The sequence below is a fragment of the Rhizobium sp. BK456 genome, from assembly GCF_014194045.1.
GTDB lineage: Bacteria > Pseudomonadota > Alphaproteobacteria > Rhizobiales > Rhizobiaceae > Rhizobium > Rhizobium redzepovicii.
Genome location: NZ_JACIAO010000022.1, coordinates 1 through 14,418 on the forward strand (window position 1 = coordinate 1; position 14,418 = coordinate 14,418).

The 14,418-nt window shown below is 61.8% G+C and carries 17 protein-coding genes, 1 tRNA gene and 1 pseudogene; 7 read left to right on the forward strand and 12 right to left on the reverse strand.

Going from position 1 to position 14,418, the window contains the following annotated elements; translation table 11 throughout:
• The 5 genes and pseudogenes from FHX03_RS34855 to FHX03_RS33645 form a co-directional block, all read right to left on the reverse strand.
• Window positions 1-113: pseudogene (locus FHX03_RS34855) on the reverse strand (electron transfer flavoprotein subunit beta/FixA family protein); the annotation flags it as partial.
• Between the two features lie 163 nt (window positions 114-276).
• Window positions 277-1,074, reverse strand: a complete 798-nt coding sequence (locus FHX03_RS33630) for a rhomboid family intramembrane serine protease (RefSeq protein WP_097629823.1) — start codon at window positions 1,072-1,074, stop codon at window positions 277-279.
• A 32-nt stretch (window positions 1,075-1,106) separates the two neighbouring features.
• Window positions 1,107-1,685, reverse strand: a complete 579-nt coding sequence (locus tag FHX03_RS33635) for a cob(I)yrinic acid a,c-diamide adenosyltransferase (RefSeq protein WP_097629819.1) — start codon at window positions 1,683-1,685, stop codon at window positions 1,107-1,109.
• 296 nt (window positions 1,686-1,981) lie between these two features.
• Window positions 1,982-2,185 (reverse strand): twin transmembrane helix small protein, encoded by a 204-nt coding sequence (locus FHX03_RS33640; protein WP_097629818.1) that lies wholly within the window; start codon window positions 2,183-2,185, stop codon window positions 1,982-1,984.
• A 14-nt stretch (window positions 2,186-2,199) separates the two neighbouring features.
• Window positions 2,200-3,033 (reverse strand): SDR family oxidoreductase, encoded by an 834-nt coding sequence (locus FHX03_RS33645; RefSeq protein WP_097629817.1) that lies wholly within the window; start codon window positions 3,031-3,033, stop codon window positions 2,200-2,202.
• A 76-nt stretch (window positions 3,034-3,109) separates the two neighbouring features.
• Between FHX03_RS33645 and FHX03_RS33650 the strand changes: the two genes are divergently transcribed.
• Window positions 3,110-4,033, forward strand: a complete 924-nt coding sequence (locus tag FHX03_RS33650; protein WP_097629816.1) for a YihY/virulence factor BrkB family protein — start codon at window positions 3,110-3,112, stop codon at window positions 4,031-4,033.
• On the opposite strand, the gene gluQRS is transcribed toward FHX03_RS33650, so the two are convergent.
• A complete protein-coding gene (gene gluQRS / locus FHX03_RS33655; protein WP_097629815.1) occupies window positions 3,998-4,879 on the reverse strand; it encodes a tRNA glutamyl-Q(34) synthetase GluQRS in 882 nt (293 codons plus the stop codon). The genes FHX03_RS33650 and gluQRS overlap by 36 nt on opposite strands.
• Between gluQRS and FHX03_RS33660 the strand changes: the two genes are divergently transcribed.
• Window positions 4,878-5,570: a DNA-3-methyladenine glycosylase family protein gene (locus tag FHX03_RS33660; protein WP_183857501.1), complete on the forward strand. Its 693-nt coding sequence runs from the start codon at window positions 4,878-4,880 to the stop codon at window positions 5,568-5,570. The genes gluQRS and FHX03_RS33660 overlap by 2 nt on opposite strands.
• Window positions 5,571-5,681: 111 nt before the next feature.
• Window positions 5,682-6,239, forward strand: a complete 558-nt coding sequence (locus FHX03_RS33665) for an HNH endonuclease (protein ID WP_003567029.1) — start codon at window positions 5,682-5,684, stop codon at window positions 6,237-6,239.
• Here the strand turns inward: FHX03_RS33665 and FHX03_RS33670 are convergent, their stop codons facing one another.
• Window positions 6,240-6,755, reverse strand: a complete 516-nt coding sequence (locus tag FHX03_RS33670) for a disulfide bond formation protein B (RefSeq protein WP_097629813.1) — start codon at window positions 6,753-6,755, stop codon at window positions 6,240-6,242.
• 18 nt (window positions 6,756-6,773) lie between these two features.
• Entirely contained in the window at window positions 6,774-7,364 is a 591-nt protein-coding gene (locus tag FHX03_RS33675) for a YqaA family protein (RefSeq protein ID WP_097629812.1), read from the reverse strand.
• A 258-nt stretch (window positions 7,365-7,622) separates the two neighbouring features.
• Between FHX03_RS33675 and FHX03_RS33680 the strand changes: the two genes are divergently transcribed.
• Window positions 7,623-7,907 carry a hypothetical protein gene (locus FHX03_RS33680; protein WP_097629811.1) on the forward strand — a complete coding sequence of 95 codons (285 nt, stop codon included), beginning with the start codon at window positions 7,623-7,625 and terminating at the stop codon, window positions 7,905-7,907.
• Window positions 7,908-7,949: 42 nt separating this feature from the next.
• Here the strand turns inward: FHX03_RS33680 and FHX03_RS33685 are convergent, their stop codons facing one another.
• Window positions 7,950-9,698 carry a cation:proton antiporter gene (locus FHX03_RS33685; RefSeq protein ID WP_183857503.1) on the reverse strand — a complete coding sequence of 583 codons (1,749 nt, stop codon included), beginning with the start codon at window positions 9,696-9,698 and terminating at the stop codon, window positions 7,950-7,952.
• Between the two features lie 212 nt (window positions 9,699-9,910).
• Here FHX03_RS33685 and FHX03_RS33690 point away from each other — a divergent pair, with 212 nt between their 5' ends.
• Both FHX03_RS33690 and FHX03_RS33695 read left to right on the forward strand, forming a co-directional pair.
• Entirely contained in the window at window positions 9,911-10,195 is a 285-nt protein-coding gene (locus FHX03_RS33690; protein ID WP_097629809.1) for a hypothetical protein, read from the forward strand.
• A gap of 166 nt (window positions 10,196-10,361) precedes the next feature.
• Window positions 10,362-10,649: a hypothetical protein gene (locus tag FHX03_RS33695; RefSeq protein WP_049732769.1), complete on the forward strand. Its 288-nt coding sequence runs from the start codon at window positions 10,362-10,364 to the stop codon at window positions 10,647-10,649.
• A 196-nt stretch (window positions 10,650-10,845) separates the two neighbouring features.
• Here the strand turns inward: FHX03_RS33695 and FHX03_RS33700 are convergent.
• Window positions 10,846-10,930, reverse strand: a tRNA-Leu gene (locus tag FHX03_RS33700).
• Window positions 10,931-11,120: 190 nt separating this feature from the next.
• On the reverse strand, window positions 11,121-12,416 hold the full coding sequence (locus tag FHX03_RS33705; protein ID WP_097629808.1) for an MFS transporter: 1,296 nt from the start codon (window positions 12,414-12,416) through the stop codon (window positions 11,121-11,123).
• Between the two features lie 129 nt (window positions 12,417-12,545).
• On the opposite strand from FHX03_RS33705, the gene FHX03_RS33710 reads away from it, so the two are divergent.
• Window positions 12,546-13,124, forward strand: a complete 579-nt coding sequence (locus FHX03_RS33710) for a TetR/AcrR family transcriptional regulator (protein WP_097629807.1) — start codon at window positions 12,546-12,548, stop codon at window positions 13,122-13,124.
• Window positions 13,125-13,208: 84 nt separating this feature from the next.
• Here the strand turns inward: FHX03_RS33710 and FHX03_RS33715 are convergent, their stop codons facing one another.
• On the reverse strand, window positions 13,209-14,189 hold the full coding sequence (locus tag FHX03_RS33715; protein WP_183857505.1) for an aldo/keto reductase: 981 nt from the start codon (window positions 14,187-14,189) through the stop codon (window positions 13,209-13,211).
• Between the last annotated feature and the right edge of the window lie 229 nt (window positions 14,190-14,418).

Below are 14,418 nucleotides of genomic sequence, written 5' to 3' on the forward strand. Positions count from 1 at the left end.
AACGGGTTCATCGACATCTTCACATTGGCAAGCTCGACACCGGAACCATCCGGCTTCACCCGGATCTTCACGTTGTAATCGACGACGCGCTTGACGGGCACGAGAATCTTCATGGTGTCCTTCCTTCAGGGGAAATTGGCTTCAGCGAAAATGCGCGCTCGCGCGCCATTTCGATTGTCGAATGGCGACATGGATACGCGCTTTTCCTCCAATTACAACGCTTCCATGCTAGCGGCGGGCGATTTGCCGGGCAATATATTGACGTTTACGTTCACGTCAATATTCTTGTCGGCGTCGACCCCAAGGAAGGCGTTGAACCTTGCGCCCGGCCGCGTCGACAGTGATGGCCGGACCGGTGCCGGGATCGCTTCTCACAGCCCGGGGCGTGACGATCTCTCGGTCGAAGAGCGGCACACCCGGCCGGCGCAACACCAGGATCGAAAGGGCACCGGCAAGAATGCCGCCGACATGCGCGCCCCAGGAAACGTCGCCGTCGGGTGCGACCGCCAGCATGAAGAATTGCTGGCCGATCCACAAAAGCAGCGGCACGAAGGCCGGCAGCGGCAGCGGCACGCGGAAGAAGACCAGAACCCAGACCTTGACGCGCGGATGCAGCAAGACATAGGCGGCAATCACACCGGAAATCGCCCCCGAGGCGCCGACCAGCGGCGCTTGCGACGTCATGCTCAGCAGACCGTGGCAGAGCGCGCCGGCGGCCGCGCACAGCAGATAGAAAATCAGGAAACGCAGATGTCCCATGGCATCCTCGACATTGTCGCCGAAGACCCAGAGGAAGATCATGTTGGAGGCCAGATGCCAGAAGCCGGAATGGACGAAGGCATAGGTGAGGTAAGTCAGCGGCTCCGGCACGATTTCCAGCCCCTGGGCCAGCACCGCGTCGCCAAAGGCGATCGCCGGGATATAGCCGAGCCCGACGGTCGTTGCCTGCGCTGCCTGCTCGCTCTCCAGGCTGGTGAAAAGCCAGACGGCGACATTCAATGCGATCAGTAAGAGCGTCACCCACTGGACCTTGATATATTTCAGCGTGTTGGCGTCATGAAAAGGTATGAACATCAAGCCCCCCGGCAATCGTGATCGCGGCAAGCCTATCTGTTTTTTCCCGGAACCCAAAGCACATCCGCATGGCCGCGGTCATTTGCATGACGTGCGGCGACGAAGAGGAAATCGGAGAGCCGGTTGACATATTTCCTCGCCGGCTCGCTGACGATCTCGCCGTCGGTGCGGGCAAGCGCCACCATCAAACGCTCGGCGCGGCGCGCGATCGTGCGGGCCAGATGCAACTGCGCGGCGGCCGGGCTGCCGCCCGGCAGGACGAAGGACGTCAGGGGCTCCAGGCCGGCGTTCAACTGGTCGATGTCGCGCTCCACGCGGGCGACCTGCGCCTCGACGATCCGCAGCGGCTCATAGGCCGGTGGCTCGCCGGTATCGGGGGTGGCGAGATCGGCGCCGAGATCGAAGAGATCGTTCTGGATCGACATCAACATAGCGTCGAGTTCGGGCAGGCCTGATGTGTGCAGCCGCGCCAGCCCGATCGCGGAATTGGCCTCGTCGATCGTGCCATAGGCCTCGACGCGCAGATCGTCCTTTGCCCGGCGCGGGCCGGACACCAGCCCGGTCGTGCCGTCGTCGCCGGTTTTGGTGTAGATCTTGTTGAGTTTCACCATGTTGCACCGCCTGATAGGGGGAGGGTTGAACCACCCCACCCTCCGTCATGCTCGGGCTCGACCCGGGCATCCAGACCGCATCCAGCAGCGGCTAGGGGGATGGATCCTCGGGTCAAGCCCGAGGATGACGGAGAGTGGGGTTGGCATTGTTGCCAAACTCGCGCAGTCATACTGACACACACCGCGTTGGGGTGTTTCCTCAAGCCGCTTACCTCACCTCCCTCATTCCTGTTACGAGCACAGGAATGAGGGAGGATGTTTCGGCGTTCATCATCAAAAATGCCCCCACGGTCTTCTCACGTCGGCCGGCCGCCGCCGGTGAACCAGAGTGTTAGCATGATCAGGAAGACGGCGATGGCCTGCAAGAGGACGCGCAGCTGCATCAGCTTGTTGGAGCGATTGGCGTCGCCGCCCTTCATCATGTTGAAGAGGCCGCGGATCAAGACGAGGGCGACGCAGCCCATGACGATGATCGCGAGGATATAGGTGACGGTGGACATGGCATTCAGCTTTCTCAGTCCGTCCAGCGCATCAGGCGGTAGAAGAGGTCTGCCGGAAGCAGCCGCTTCAGGAACATGCCCTGCTTGGCCGGTGTCGTTACAGGATAATGTGGCCTCGGATTTTTCGAGTTCAATGCGTGTTTCAACACGGAATAGACCGCCTCCGGGCCAAGCTTGTGGCGGTTGACCGGGCCGGATCCGTCGAGTCTTGCCAGTTGCCTGACATAGTCGGCTGCGTGCGGCGAGTTCTCGACGTCGATATGTTCGTGGATCTTGGCGAGCGCGTTGGTGGTGAAACGGGTGGCAATCGGGCCGGGCTCGATCAGACTTACATGGATGCCGCTGCCCTGCAGTTCCATGCGCAGGGTGATGCTGAGGCCTTCGAGCGCAAATTTGGAGGCGGTATAGGCGCCGCGATAGCGATAGGGCACGACACCGAGAATGGACGAGCATTGCACGATCCGACCCTGACCGCATTTGCGCATCGCCGGGATCACCTGCCGCGTCAATTCGTGCCAGCCGAAGAAATTCGCCTCGAACTGGGCGCGCAGCGCTGCCGTCGAAAGATCCTCGACGGCGCCCGGCTGGCCATAGGCGCCATTGTTGAAGAGCGCGTCGATGCGGCCGCCGCTACGTTGCAAGACGGTGTCGACCAGCTCGGAAATCGTCTCGGGCCTGGCATAATCCATCAGGAAGGCTTCGATGCCGTCGGTTTCCAAGCCCGGCAGATCTTCCGGTTTGCGCACCGTCGCGAAGACGCGCCAGCCATCGGCTTTCAGCGCCCGCGCGCAATGAGCGCCTATACCGGACGAGCATCCAGTCACGACGATGCTGCGCTCTGCCGCCATGGAATGATTCCTGTACAAAATGGGACTCGTTTCCCATATTCGGCCAGAGGATACAATCTGGAAAGCCGGAGACGGAATGCCGAAGGCGCTGCGCACGATCTACGACGTGGTCTACGACGCGATCTGTCACATGGTCGAGGATGACGGCTTCGCCATGGCAAGCCATGTGGCGCTGTCGAGCCTGCTTGCGGTTTTCCCCTTCCTGATCTTTGGCACGGCGCTCGCAAGCTTCCTCGGCGCCGATCAGTTTTCCTCGACCGCCATCCATCTGATCTTCGACACCTGGCCCGAGGCGATCGCCAAGCCGCTCGCCGACCAGGTGCTGCAAGTACTGACCATTCCGCGCGGCGGGCTGCTGACGATCTCGGTGCTGGCGGCTGCCTATTTTGCTTCGAACGGCGTCGAGGCGCTGCGCATCTCGCTCAACCGCGCCTACCGGGTGCAGGAAACGCGGCCGTGGTATTTCACCCGCCTCGCCAGCCTCGGCTATGTGCTGATCGCGGTGATCATCTTTGCGGCGATCAGCATCCTGCTGGTCGCCGTACCGCTGGCGCTCGACTATGCCAGGAATTGGTTTCCGCTGTTTGCCGATACGCTCGACATCGTCTTCAGCTGGCGCATTTACGGCACGCTTGTCGTGCTGACCGTCGGGCTGCTGGTCATGCATCTCTGGCTGCCGGCCGGCAAACGGCGGGTCTTCGACGTCATTCCGGGCGTGCTGCTGACGCTGCTGCTCTGGCTTGCCGGAGCGCTGATCTTTGCCTATTACCTCGCGACCTTCGCCAACTACACCGCAACCTATGCCGGTCTCGCCTCGGTCATGATCGTGCTGATCTTCCTCTATATGGTCGGCGTCATTTTCATCATCGGCGCCGAGATCAATGCGGCGCTGATCAAATTCCGCGTCTTCCGGATGTTCTCCCACACCCTTTCGATTGTCGGCAGGGAGCGTGTCGAAAGGCCATCAGAGCCCGACAAGGCGGCGAATGTCGGCCCCTGACATGCCGCTGGCGCGCAACTCGCCAATCCCGCTGTCGCCCTGGCTTTTCGAAAGCTTGCGGCCGGCATTGTCGAGAATGAGACGATGATGGTGATAAACCGGCTGCGGCAGGCCGAGCAGCACCTGCAGCAGCCGGTGCACCGAGGTGGCCGGGAAGAGGTCGAGCCCGCGCACCACATGGGTGACACCCTGGAGCGCATCGTCGACCACCACCGAAAGATGATAGCTCGACGGAGCGTCCGAGCGCGACAGGATGACATCGCCCCAGACTTCCGGCTCGGCGGCGATCTCGCCCGATCTGCCGTCGCCGGTTTCCGTCCAGAACAGCAGCTCGCCGATCAGGTCGAGTGCCTTGCGCATATCGAGCCGCCAGGCATGTTTCTTCCCCGAGGTCAGCATCTCCTGCCGTTCGTCTTCCGGGCGCTCGCGATCGGTTGCGGGGTAAAGTGGCGTGCCGTCGGGATCGCGCGGCCAGGACTTGCCAGCGGCCTCATAGGCGGTGACGCGCGTCTTCACCTCGCCGCGCGTCAGGAAGGCCGGATAGACCAGGCCGCGTTCGATCAGTGCGTGCAGTGCCGCCCGATATTCGGGGAAATGTTCCGACTGCCGCCGCACCGGGCTTTCCCAGCCGACCCCAAGCCAGTCGAGCTCCCTGAGGATGCCGGCCTCGAACTCGGGCGTGCAGCGCGTCTGGTCGATATCCTCGATGCGCAGCAGCAGGCGGCCATGTTCGGCCTCCGCCATGTCGTGATTCAAGAGGGCCGAGAGGGCATGACCGAGATGCAGCTCACCGTTGGGGCTCGGCGCAAAACGAAAGACAGGTTTTTGACGCTCGCTCGTGGTCATGCTTTCTTCTGCCATGGATTTAGGTTTCGAACCACTGCGAGGCGATGTGCAGATCATCCGCAACGAAGACGACGTCAGGCAAGGGCTCGAAGCGCTGCTTCGCCTCGATCCGCGCCTTGTGCCGATCGCGGCGGATGCCGGGCCTGTGCCGCTGCGGCTGCGTGAACCGGGTTTTGCCGGCCTTGCCCATATCATCGTCTCGCAGATGGTGTCGCGCGCCAGCGCCGAAGCGATCTGGCGGCGCATGCAGCCGGCGGACGGTCTCCTGACCGCGGAAGGCTATACGCTGCTTCACGCCGAGGCCTGGCGCGACTTCGGCCTGTCGCGCGCCAAGGCCGAGACCTTGTCGCGGATCGCCGAAGCCGTTGCCTCCGGCCGCCTCGATCTTTCCGGGCTCTGCCTGATGCCGCCTGGTGAAGCGCTTGGAGAACTCACCGCGCTGAAGGGCGTCGGTCCGTGGACGGCAGAAGTCTATCTGATGTTCTGCGGCGGCCATGCCGATGTGTTTCCGGCCGGCGATGTCGCGCTGCAGAACGCCGTCGGTGCGGCATTCGGTCTCGCGGCATGGCCTCAGGCAAAGGCGCTAACGGCGCTGGCGGAAGCCTGGTCGCCGTGGCGCTCGGTGGCGGCACGGCTTTTCTGGGCCTATTACGCTACGAAAACACGGCGTGACATGGTGCCGACCGGCTGATCGGCAACACTCTTCAAATTGCCTTTATCCTCTGAATTTATTGGACTTCACAATCCTGTAACAACCGGCCTAATATACAGGTGCAGATGCCGAATCGATCAGGAGAGTCCCTTGACGATTGCAGTCTCCCCCCAGGCCCTGCCAGCGCTCGTCCTGAACGCTGACTACCGGCCACTGAGTTATTACCCCTTGTCGCTGTGGTCCTGGCAGGACGCGATCAAGGCGGTATTTCTCGACCGTGTGAACATCATCGCAGAATATGAACATTCGGTTTCCTCGCCGAGTTTTTCGATGCGGCTTCCGAGTGTCGTGTGCCTCAAGACCTACGTCCAGCCGTCCCGCAATCCCGCCTTCACCCGGTTCAACGTCTTCCTGCGCGACCGGTTCGAGTGCCAGTATTGCGGCGCCCATGACGATCTGACTTTCGATCACGTCATCCCGCGCGCCCATGGCGGCGAGACGACCTGGGAGAATGTCGTGGCCGCCTGTTCGCCTTGCAATCTGCGCAAGGGCAGCAAGCTTCCCAAGCAGGCGAGCATGTTCCCGGCGCAGAAACCCTATCAGCCGACGGTGCAGGATCTGCACAATAACGGCCGGCTGTTCCCGCCGAACTATCTGCACGACAGCTGGCTCGACTATCTCTACTGGGATACCGAACTGCAGCCCTGATCAGGCCGTCTTGCGAACGCCAACGAAAGCGAAGGCGGCCAGCAGGATTCCGGCAATCACGTTCCAGCCCGCAAAAGACAGGCCGAGCACCCGGAGCGCCGCATCGGTGCAGGACGGGCCCTTGATCGTGTTGAGCTCACCGAGCAGATCGCCGGCATTGGTGGTCATGCTGCTTGCCGTTGTCGAGCAAGTGGCCGGGCCCGGCCAGAAATGCCATTCGACTCCGGCGTGATAGACGCCCATGCCGGCCGTGACCAGCATCAGCATGCCGGCGGCGAGAATGAGCGCGCGGGTGATCCAGTTCGGCAGGCCGACGAGTTCCGAAACCGCGGCGAGGACGGCGATCGGGATGGCGTAATAGTAGGGCTGCCGCTGCAGCAGGCAGAGCGCGCAGGGAATATAGCCGCCGATATATTGGAAACCAAGCGCCGTGCCGACCGCGGCCGCCATGCCGATGGCGAGCAATATGGAATAGACGAAGCCGGGACGGGCGAGCGGCGAGGAAGTGGCAGTCATGGCGGAACTCCGCGAGATTTAGTGAGCGAAAGAGCGGTAGCCGACATATAGCACGATCACCGCAGTTGCACCGATGCCGACGATCTGGCCGAGGCGCTTCTCGATGAAGTCACGGATCGGCTCACCGTAGCGGCGCAGCAACCAGGCGAGGAAGAGGAAACGCGCGCCGCGGGCGATGATCGCCGAAACAATAAAAAGCCCCAGATTGACGTGGATGACGCCGGAGAGGATCGTGACGATCTTGATTGGCGGCAGATGCGCAAGTCCCGAAGTGACGAGCAGCAACAGGATCGTCTCGTAGGTGACATAGGCCTTCATCTGCTCGAAGGCGTCGAGCTTGCCGTAGAATTCGAGAACCGGCCGCGCCACCGTCTCATAGGCGAAATAGCCGAGCGCCCAGCCGGCGATACCCCCGAGCACGGAAGCAATGGTCGCGATCACCGCGTAGCGATAGGAGCGTTCCGGCTTGGAAAGCGCCATCGGCAGGAACAGCACATCGGCGGGGACGAGAAAGACGGAGCTTTCGACGAAGGCGATGACGGCGAGCCAGACTTCGGCCGATTTGCGCGCGGCCAGAGACATGGTCCAGTCGTAAAGTCTGCGGAGCATTCCGAACCCTTCCTGTTGCGGTGCAAAAAAGCTTTAGGGGCCGTGCGCGACGCTGTAAATGCCCGCCCGTGTCCTTCGTGCCACCCGCCGCCTAAAAATTTCGTGATACAGGCCCCGCCGCCCTCCCAAGATTTCACGTGATGGCGAATCGGCCATTCTGCGGCAAGCTGTCTCAAAGCGTGATGCCGAAAAGTGTGGGCGGTTTTGGGACGGCATCAAGCTCGAGCTGAATTGGGCGACGTGCAGGGTGGCATCAGAATGTTCAAAGTGATCGAAGGCGGCCGCGGGCAGGCCGTGCATATGGCCGACCGGCCCGAAGAGGGCGGCAGACCGAGCCGGGACGATGTGCGCCGGGAAGCGGCGCGACGGCTGAGCGAAAGCGGCTATCATCCGTCGCGCATCCGGGAATTTGCGACCGGCGTGCCAATGCTGGCGTCGCTTAAATATTTGTCGCTGCAGATCGATTTCGCAGCCGAGACATTGTCGCGGCTCGACCCGATCCCGGAGGATTTCCGCGCCGACGGCTATTGGCCGGCTGGCTGAGGCAATCGCATATCGCATTCGCAGACATGCGTCGGTATTGCCTCAGGAGAGGTCCATCGACTTTTCCCATTGCTGACGCAGGTCGTTCATCTCCGTGCGTTTCTGCGCCATTTCGCTGACGGCGGCGCGCAGATTGGGATGACGCGACATGAACATGTTGAAGTCGCGCCGTTCGAGCACTTCGAACTGGCAGAAATCGACGGCGATGACATCGGCCGTGCGCCGTCCGCCGGTCAGAAGCGCCATTTCGCCGAAGAAGGCGCCAGGCTCAAGGCGGATCGCGCCGCTTGCGAGCCGGACTTCCACCGCCCCCGAAGAAATGAAATACATGCCGTCGCCGCGGTCGCCGCGGCGGATGACGCGTTCGCCGGGTGGAGCGGATTTTGCCTTGAAGAGCAGCAGCAGTTCCTCCTGCGCGTCTTCGTTAACCTCGGAGAACAAAGGAAAAGTCTCGATCAGCTGCTGCATTTTCAGCTGATGCTCGCGTTCGCGCTCCTCGCCGAGCGCCCTGATCTTTTCCAGTTCCTTGCTGAGCGCCTTCTGCCTCGCCCTGCCGTAGCTTTCCCAAAGGGAGGGCCATTTCGAATGGGCAAATTTCTTCAACCCGTCGGTCGCCAGGATCACGATCGGGTTGAGCGTGATCGACAGGATTGCAGCGGCAAGGATCAGATCCTGGCCCTCGTGCGGCAGCAGCCCGAGCGAGACGCCGAGGCCGGCGAGGATGAAGGAGAATTCGCCGATCTGGGCAAGGCCGCCGGCCAATGTCAGCCCCAGGCCGATCGGATATCGCAGCAGTAAGACGATGAAGAAGGTGATGATGGCCTTGCCGAGGATGACAAGCGCCAGCGCGCCGATCACCGCCAGCGGCTGGCTGACCAGGATCGATGGATCGAAGAGCATGCCGACGGAGACGAAAAACAGCACGGAGAAGGCGTTCTGCAGCGGCAGCGAGTCGGCGGCCGCCCTGTGGCTGAGCTGGGATTCGCTCATGACGACGCCGGCAAAAAAGGCGCCGAGCGCAAAGGAGACGCCGAAGATCGCCGCCGAGCCGAAGGCGATGCCCAGCGCGATCGCCAGGACCGTCAGCGTGAAGAGTTCACGCGAACCGGTGCGGGCGATCATCGTCAGCAGCCAGGGCACGATGCGCGGGCCGAGGAAGATCGCCATGGCGGCGAAGCCGGCCACCTTCGCCAGCGTCAGGCCGATCGTCAGCGCCAGGGAAAGCTCGCCGAGGCCGTGGTTGGTGGTCGCGGCGGCGTTGCCGCCAAGAAGCTCTGCGAGCGCCGGCAGCAGCACCAGCGCCAGCACCATCACCAGATCCTCGACGATCAGCCAGCCGACGGCGACGCGCCCGCTTGGCGCGTTGACGAGATTGCGCTCCTCCAGCGCCTTCAGCAGAACGACAGTGCTGGCCACAGACAGGCTGAGGCCCAAGACGATGCCGGCGCCCAAGCTCCAGCCCCAGAGTTTGCAAAGGCCGATGCCCAACAGGGTGGCGAGGATGATGCGCCCGATCGCGCCCGGCACGGCGATCCCTCGGACGGCGAGCAGGTCCGAGGCGGAAAAATGCAGGCCGACGCCGAACATCAGAAGGATGACGCCCATTTCGGCGAGCTGCCCGGCAAGGGCGGTATCGGCGACGAAACCCGGCGTAAACGGCCCCATCAGAATGCCGGCGAGGAGATAGCCAACGAGCGGCGGCAGCCGCAGCCGGTCGGCGCCATAACCCAGGATCGCCGCGAAAACGAAACTGACGGCGACCGTTGCGATAAGCCCTACTTCCTGATGCACGTCCGACCCTTCCTGTGATGGCGGCGGCCACTCTGTACGAAGTGCAAGCAAAATTAAACAGTTGATTTGGCGGGTAGCGGCCCTTGTTCGCAATCCTTGCGATCAGGCGTAGAACTGGTCTGCTGTCGTCTGCACCAAGCCCGGGCGGGCGGCGATCTTGGAACCAGTTGCGTCTTATCTCGTTGCCCTTTCATCCAGAAAGGAGAAACGACATGCGGAAGATCATCCTGAATTGTACTATAGCGGCCCTTGCCGCCTGCTCGTTTGCAGCGCCTGTTCTCGCCGACAGCGTCTATGTTAGGGAACGTACCTATGATGACGGTTATCGTCATGAACGGGTGAGACCCGGCATAACCATCAGCGAGCGTGGCGTCACTTTCGGTGCGGTGCGCGAACGTGAACACCGCCGCTATCGCGACAACGGCTGCGAAACCAGAAGTGTCACCCGTCAGACCGACGACGGCGAAGTGACCAAAACGGTCCGGCGTTGCAATTAACTGGAACTACGCGACAATGACGAAGCCCGGTTCGAAGAGCCGGGTTTTCGCCTTTCGTGGCGCTGATATCGCAATCCAGTGGTGAAACTCGTCCGTCGGTGTTATGAGCACGCCTTTGGTAGAAGCGCATTCCCAGCGCAAACACCGCCTGCACAGGATTTCGAGTATGATTGAACTTACGCCGTCCCAGATCGCCGCGCTGAAACTCGCCAGGGATGGAGACCTTTACCCTCAGCCGGCCAATAAATGGACGCATCAGAACGCAACGGTGACCTACGCGAAAAACGACCGCTGGAAAGAGCGGCCGCAGAAAATAAAATCGGTCACTGCCAAGACGCTGGGCGAGTTGAAGGAACCAGGTTTCCTCGAGCGGCGGCACCTCGATGACGATGTCACGAAAGACGTCTACGGCATTACCATGGCCGGCAAGATGTGGCTGCTGAAGAACAAGTAGTTTCGGATGTGAATACGGTTCGTGCTTCCGCGTCAGCTTGTCGATGCGGAGGCGCGGACGAACGTATCGGGATGACGGTTTTAGTGGCCGGAGCACTGTCTAAACCGGTCAGCCATCCTTCCTAACGGAACTGCGGCGCGACAGCCTTCGCTCTATGAGCTTCGGCTTGCTGAGCCGAAGCTCATAGAGCGAAGGCTGGTGCCCCATGCCGGGGTCGAACCAGCACTTCTTTCGAAACTCGATTTTGAGTCGAGCGCGTCTACCAATTCCGCCAATGGGGCAACGGAGTGAACGGGCGGCTGTCTAACATGCGAGCGCCCGCACGCGCAAGACGGGCAAGCGAAGTTATCGGACTGATCCGGTAGAGACATCCGGCCTCGTTTCGAGGCCGGATGCTTGCGATATCAAAGCTCTCTATTTTTATGCATGTCGTTATCCCCGAACCGCTGGCACACTTCCGGGCGACATGCATTAATGGGCGGCGGCGGGCGCCGGGCTGGTCAGGCCGGACTTCTTCAGCGTGATCGCCAGGATCGAGGCCAGCAGGCAGAAAGCGCCGGCGACGAAGAAGGCGGGCAGGTAGCTCGACAGCTCCGTGCGCGACAGGCCGGCGCCATAGGCGGCGGTAGCGGCGCCCAACTGATGGCCGGCAAAGACCCAGCCGAAGACCAGGCCGGCCTTTTCGCGGCCGAAGCGGTCGGCGGCGATCTTGACGGTCGGCGGCACGGTGGCGATCCAGTCGAGGCCGTAGAAGATGGCAAAGATGGAGAGGCCGTAGAAGCTGAAATCGCTGAAGGGCAGATAGAGCAGCGAGAGGCCGCGAAAGCCGTAGTAGAAGAACAGCAGCCAGCGATTGTCGAAGCGGTCGGACAGCCAGCCCGAGCCGATGGTGCCGAAGAAATCGAAGATGCCCATGACGGCGAGCACACTGGCAGCAGCCACCGGCACGATGCCGAAATCGCCGCAGAGAGTGACGAAATGGGTCTGGATCAGGCCATTGGTGCTGAGCCCGCAGATGAAGAAGGTGGCAAACAGGATCCAGAAGGTCGAGGTCTTGGAGATTTCCCTGAGCACGGTGATCGGCGTCATCAGCGCAACGCCGAGAGAGGTTCCCGCCGGCGGCGGTGTCACCTGCGTTTCGCCGACGGACGGCAGGTTCAGGTCGGCCGGCCGGTCTCGCATGAAAGCCAGCACGGCCAGAGCTGCGACCATGATCATGGCGCAGACGAAAAACACCGTCGATCGCCAGCCGTAGCGTTCCGTCAGCTCCGCCATTAGCGGCAGAAAGACGAGCTGGCCGGTAGCCGAGCTCGCCGAAAGCATGCCGACGACGAGGCCGCGATGCTTGGTGAACCAGCGGGTTGAGACGGTGGCCGCGAGCACCATAGCCGTCAGACCCGTGCCGAAGCCGACGACGACGCCCCAAAGCGCCAACAGATGCCAGAGCTTGGTCATGAACAGCGAACCGATGAAACCGGCGCCGATCAGGGCCAGGGCGAAAACGATGACCTTGCGCACGCCGAAATAATTCATGAAGGCGGCGGCGAACGGTCCCATGAAGCCGAAAAGGATCAGGCGGATCGCAAGGGCCGAGGAAATCTGCGAGGTCTCCCAGCCGAACTCGTCCTGCAGCGGCTTGATGAGAACGCCGGGTGCGCCCATGGCGCCGGCCGTGACCAACATGGTGAGGAAGGTGGCGGCGACGACGACCCAGCCGTAGTGGATGTTGCGCCGGGCAAGGGTGGAGGCAAGGGCTGTGGAAACCATAGGCGAGATTCCGTTCGGATTCAGCTTCGGGAAGATACGGGAATGCTTTACATGATGGCCATCATATTTCTTGCCTATTGATGATGGACGTCATATATTTTGTCAAGCGACTATTTCTGGAGTTTAAAAATGCGGGTCAGCCGCGAGAAATTTGCCGAAAACCGAGAGAAAATCCTGAGCGTTGCCGGCGTGCTCTTTCGAGAGAACGGTTTCGACGGCGTCGGCGTCGCCGACATCATGAAGGCGGCCGGGCTGACGCATGGCGGTTTCTACGGTCACTTCGCGTCGAAGGACGACCTGGCGCTGGAGGTCAGCCGCAAGCTGATCGACAAGGTCGAAACGCGCTGGAAGGAGCATATCGCCGATTCTCCGGACCGGCCGCTGGAATCGCTTCTCGACCACTATATCCACTGGCGAACGGTCGACGATCCGGGCGGCAGCTGCGTCTTCGCGACTCTGATCCAGGAGGTCAGCCGCAGCCGCGGTGCGGTGCGCGCCGTCTTCAGCGACGGGCTCTCCGTGCTGGTCGACACGCTCGCCGATATCGTTCCCGGAAAGAGCGAAGAGGAACGCCGCGCCAATGCCGCTACCACGCTCTCCTCGATGATGGGCGCCGTCATTCTTGCCCGCGCGGTGGAAGACCGGGCGCTTGCAGAGCAGTTTCTGGTGACGATGCGCCGGCAGCTCGATCCCAGCAGTAGTTTTTAATCTGGAAAGACAATGTTTCGCTCTCCCTCTTCTGCCCATAGAGGGAGTGTGATCTGTCTTACCGATGCCTCAGGCGGCCAGCGGCTATTTGAAGCCGGCGACGGCGTGTGGGATATAGGGTGCTTCCAATGCGGCGATTTCCTCATTGGTGAGCTTGACCGAGAGCGAGGCAACGGCGTCGGTCAGGTGGTTCGGTTTGGAAGCGCCGATGATCGGGGCGGTCACCGCACTCTTCTGCAGGATCCAGGCGGTTGCGACCTGGGCGCGGGAGACGCCGCGAGCCTTGGCGATCTCTGCCACCGCCTCGACGATCTTGCGATCGGCATCGATGGACTGCGTGTAAAGCGTCTTGCCGAATTCGTCGGTTTCGCTGCGCGCTGTCGCCTCGTCCCAGTCGCGGGTCAGGCGGCCGCGGGCAAGCGGGCTCCAGGGGATGACGGCGATCTTCTGATCCTCGCAGAGCGGCAGCATTTCGCGCTCTTCCTCACGGTAGAGCAGGTTCAGGTGGTCCTGCATGCTGACGAATTCGGTCCAGCCGTTCAGCCTCGAGACGTAGAGCGCCTTGGCAAATTGCCAGGCATACATGGAGGAGGCGCCGATATACCGCGCCTTGCCTGCCTTGACGACGTCGTGCAGCGCCTCCAGCGTTTCCTCGATCGGCGTCGTATAGTCGAAGCGGTGGATCTGGTAGAGGTCGACATAGTCTGTGCCGAGGCGGCGCAGGCTGTTGTCGATCTCGTCGAAGATCGCCTTGCGCGACAGGCCGGCGCCGTTAGGGCCCGGCCGCATGCGGTTGAACACCTTGGTCGCCAGCACGATGTCCTCGCGCTTGGCGAAATCCTTTATGGCGCGGCCGACGATCTCCTCGGAGGAGCCGTTGGAATAGGTGTTGGCGGTGTCGAGGAAGTTGATGCCGAGGTCAATCGCCTGCCGGATCAACGCCCGGCTTTCTTCCTCCCGCAGGCTCCAGGCATGATTGCCGCGGCCGGGATCGCCGAAGGTCATGCAGCCCAGGCAGATTTTCGAGACTTCCAGGCCGGTTTTCCCAAATTTTGCATATTCCATGAAACGACTCCGTGATGAATTTGCTGATCCAAATCCGATGCCCCAAATCCGATGTCGTTGGACCGCCTTGTATGATCTAGTGCGGAAACCGGCAAAGTCGCAGGGCGCCGGGCGAAGAATCCGTCCGGCGATGCGCACAACAATGCGTGATGGGCTTTGAAGCAGGGGGCGGTCATCGCCGTCCGGACCGGTCGCTTGCGCAATTGCAGCACAAGGTGTTAGCTGGTGC

What these genes read in the sequence shown, in the direction of transcription:
- FHX03_RS33630 (WP_097629823.1), bottom strand. Translation starts at nt 1,074, where the DNA reads ATGTTCATACCTTTTCATGACGCCAACACGCTGAAATATATCAAGGTC.
- FHX03_RS33635 (WP_097629819.1), bottom strand. Translation starts at nt 1,685, where the DNA reads ATGGTGAAACTCAACAAGATCTACACCAAAACCGGCGACGACGGCACG.
- FHX03_RS33640 (WP_097629818.1), bottom strand. Translation starts at nt 2,185, where the DNA reads ATGTCCACCGTCACCTATATCCTCGCGATCATCGTCATGGGCTGCGTC.
- FHX03_RS33645 (WP_097629817.1), bottom strand. Translation starts at nt 3,033, where the DNA reads ATGGCGGCAGAGCGCAGCATCGTCGTGACTGGATGCTCGTCCGGTATA.
- FHX03_RS33650 (WP_097629816.1), top strand. Translation starts at nt 3,110, where the DNA reads ATGCCGAAGGCGCTGCGCACGATCTACGACGTGGTCTACGACGCGATC.
- FHX03_RS33660 (WP_183857501.1), top strand. Translation starts at nt 4,878, where the DNA reads ATGCTTTCTTCTGCCATGGATTTAGGTTTCGAACCACTGCGAGGCGAT.
- gluQRS (WP_097629815.1), bottom strand. Translation starts at nt 4,879, where the DNA reads ATGACCACGAGCGAGCGTCAAAAACCTGTCTTTCGTTTTGCGCCGAGC.
- FHX03_RS33670 (WP_097629813.1), bottom strand. Translation starts at nt 6,755, where the DNA reads ATGACTGCCACTTCCTCGCCGCTCGCCCGTCCCGGCTTCGTCTATTCC.
- FHX03_RS33675 (WP_097629812.1), bottom strand. Translation starts at nt 7,364, where the DNA reads ATGCTCCGCAGACTTTACGACTGGACCATGTCTCTGGCCGCGCGCAAA.
- FHX03_RS33680 (WP_097629811.1), top strand. Translation starts at nt 7,623, where the DNA reads ATGTTCAAAGTGATCGAAGGCGGCCGCGGGCAGGCCGTGCATATGGCC.
- FHX03_RS33690 (WP_097629809.1), top strand. Translation starts at nt 9,911, where the DNA reads ATGCGGAAGATCATCCTGAATTGTACTATAGCGGCCCTTGCCGCCTGC.
- FHX03_RS33695 (WP_049732769.1), top strand. Translation starts at nt 10,362, where the DNA reads ATGATTGAACTTACGCCGTCCCAGATCGCCGCGCTGAAACTCGCCAGG.
- FHX03_RS33705 (WP_097629808.1), bottom strand. Translation starts at nt 12,416, where the DNA reads ATGGTTTCCACAGCCCTTGCCTCCACCCTTGCCCGGCGCAACATCCAC.
- FHX03_RS33710 (WP_097629807.1), top strand. Translation starts at nt 12,546, where the DNA reads ATGCGGGTCAGCCGCGAGAAATTTGCCGAAAACCGAGAGAAAATCCTG.
- FHX03_RS33715 (WP_183857505.1), bottom strand. Translation starts at nt 14,189, where the DNA reads ATGGAATATGCAAAATTTGGGAAAACCGGCCTGGAAGTCTCGAAAATC.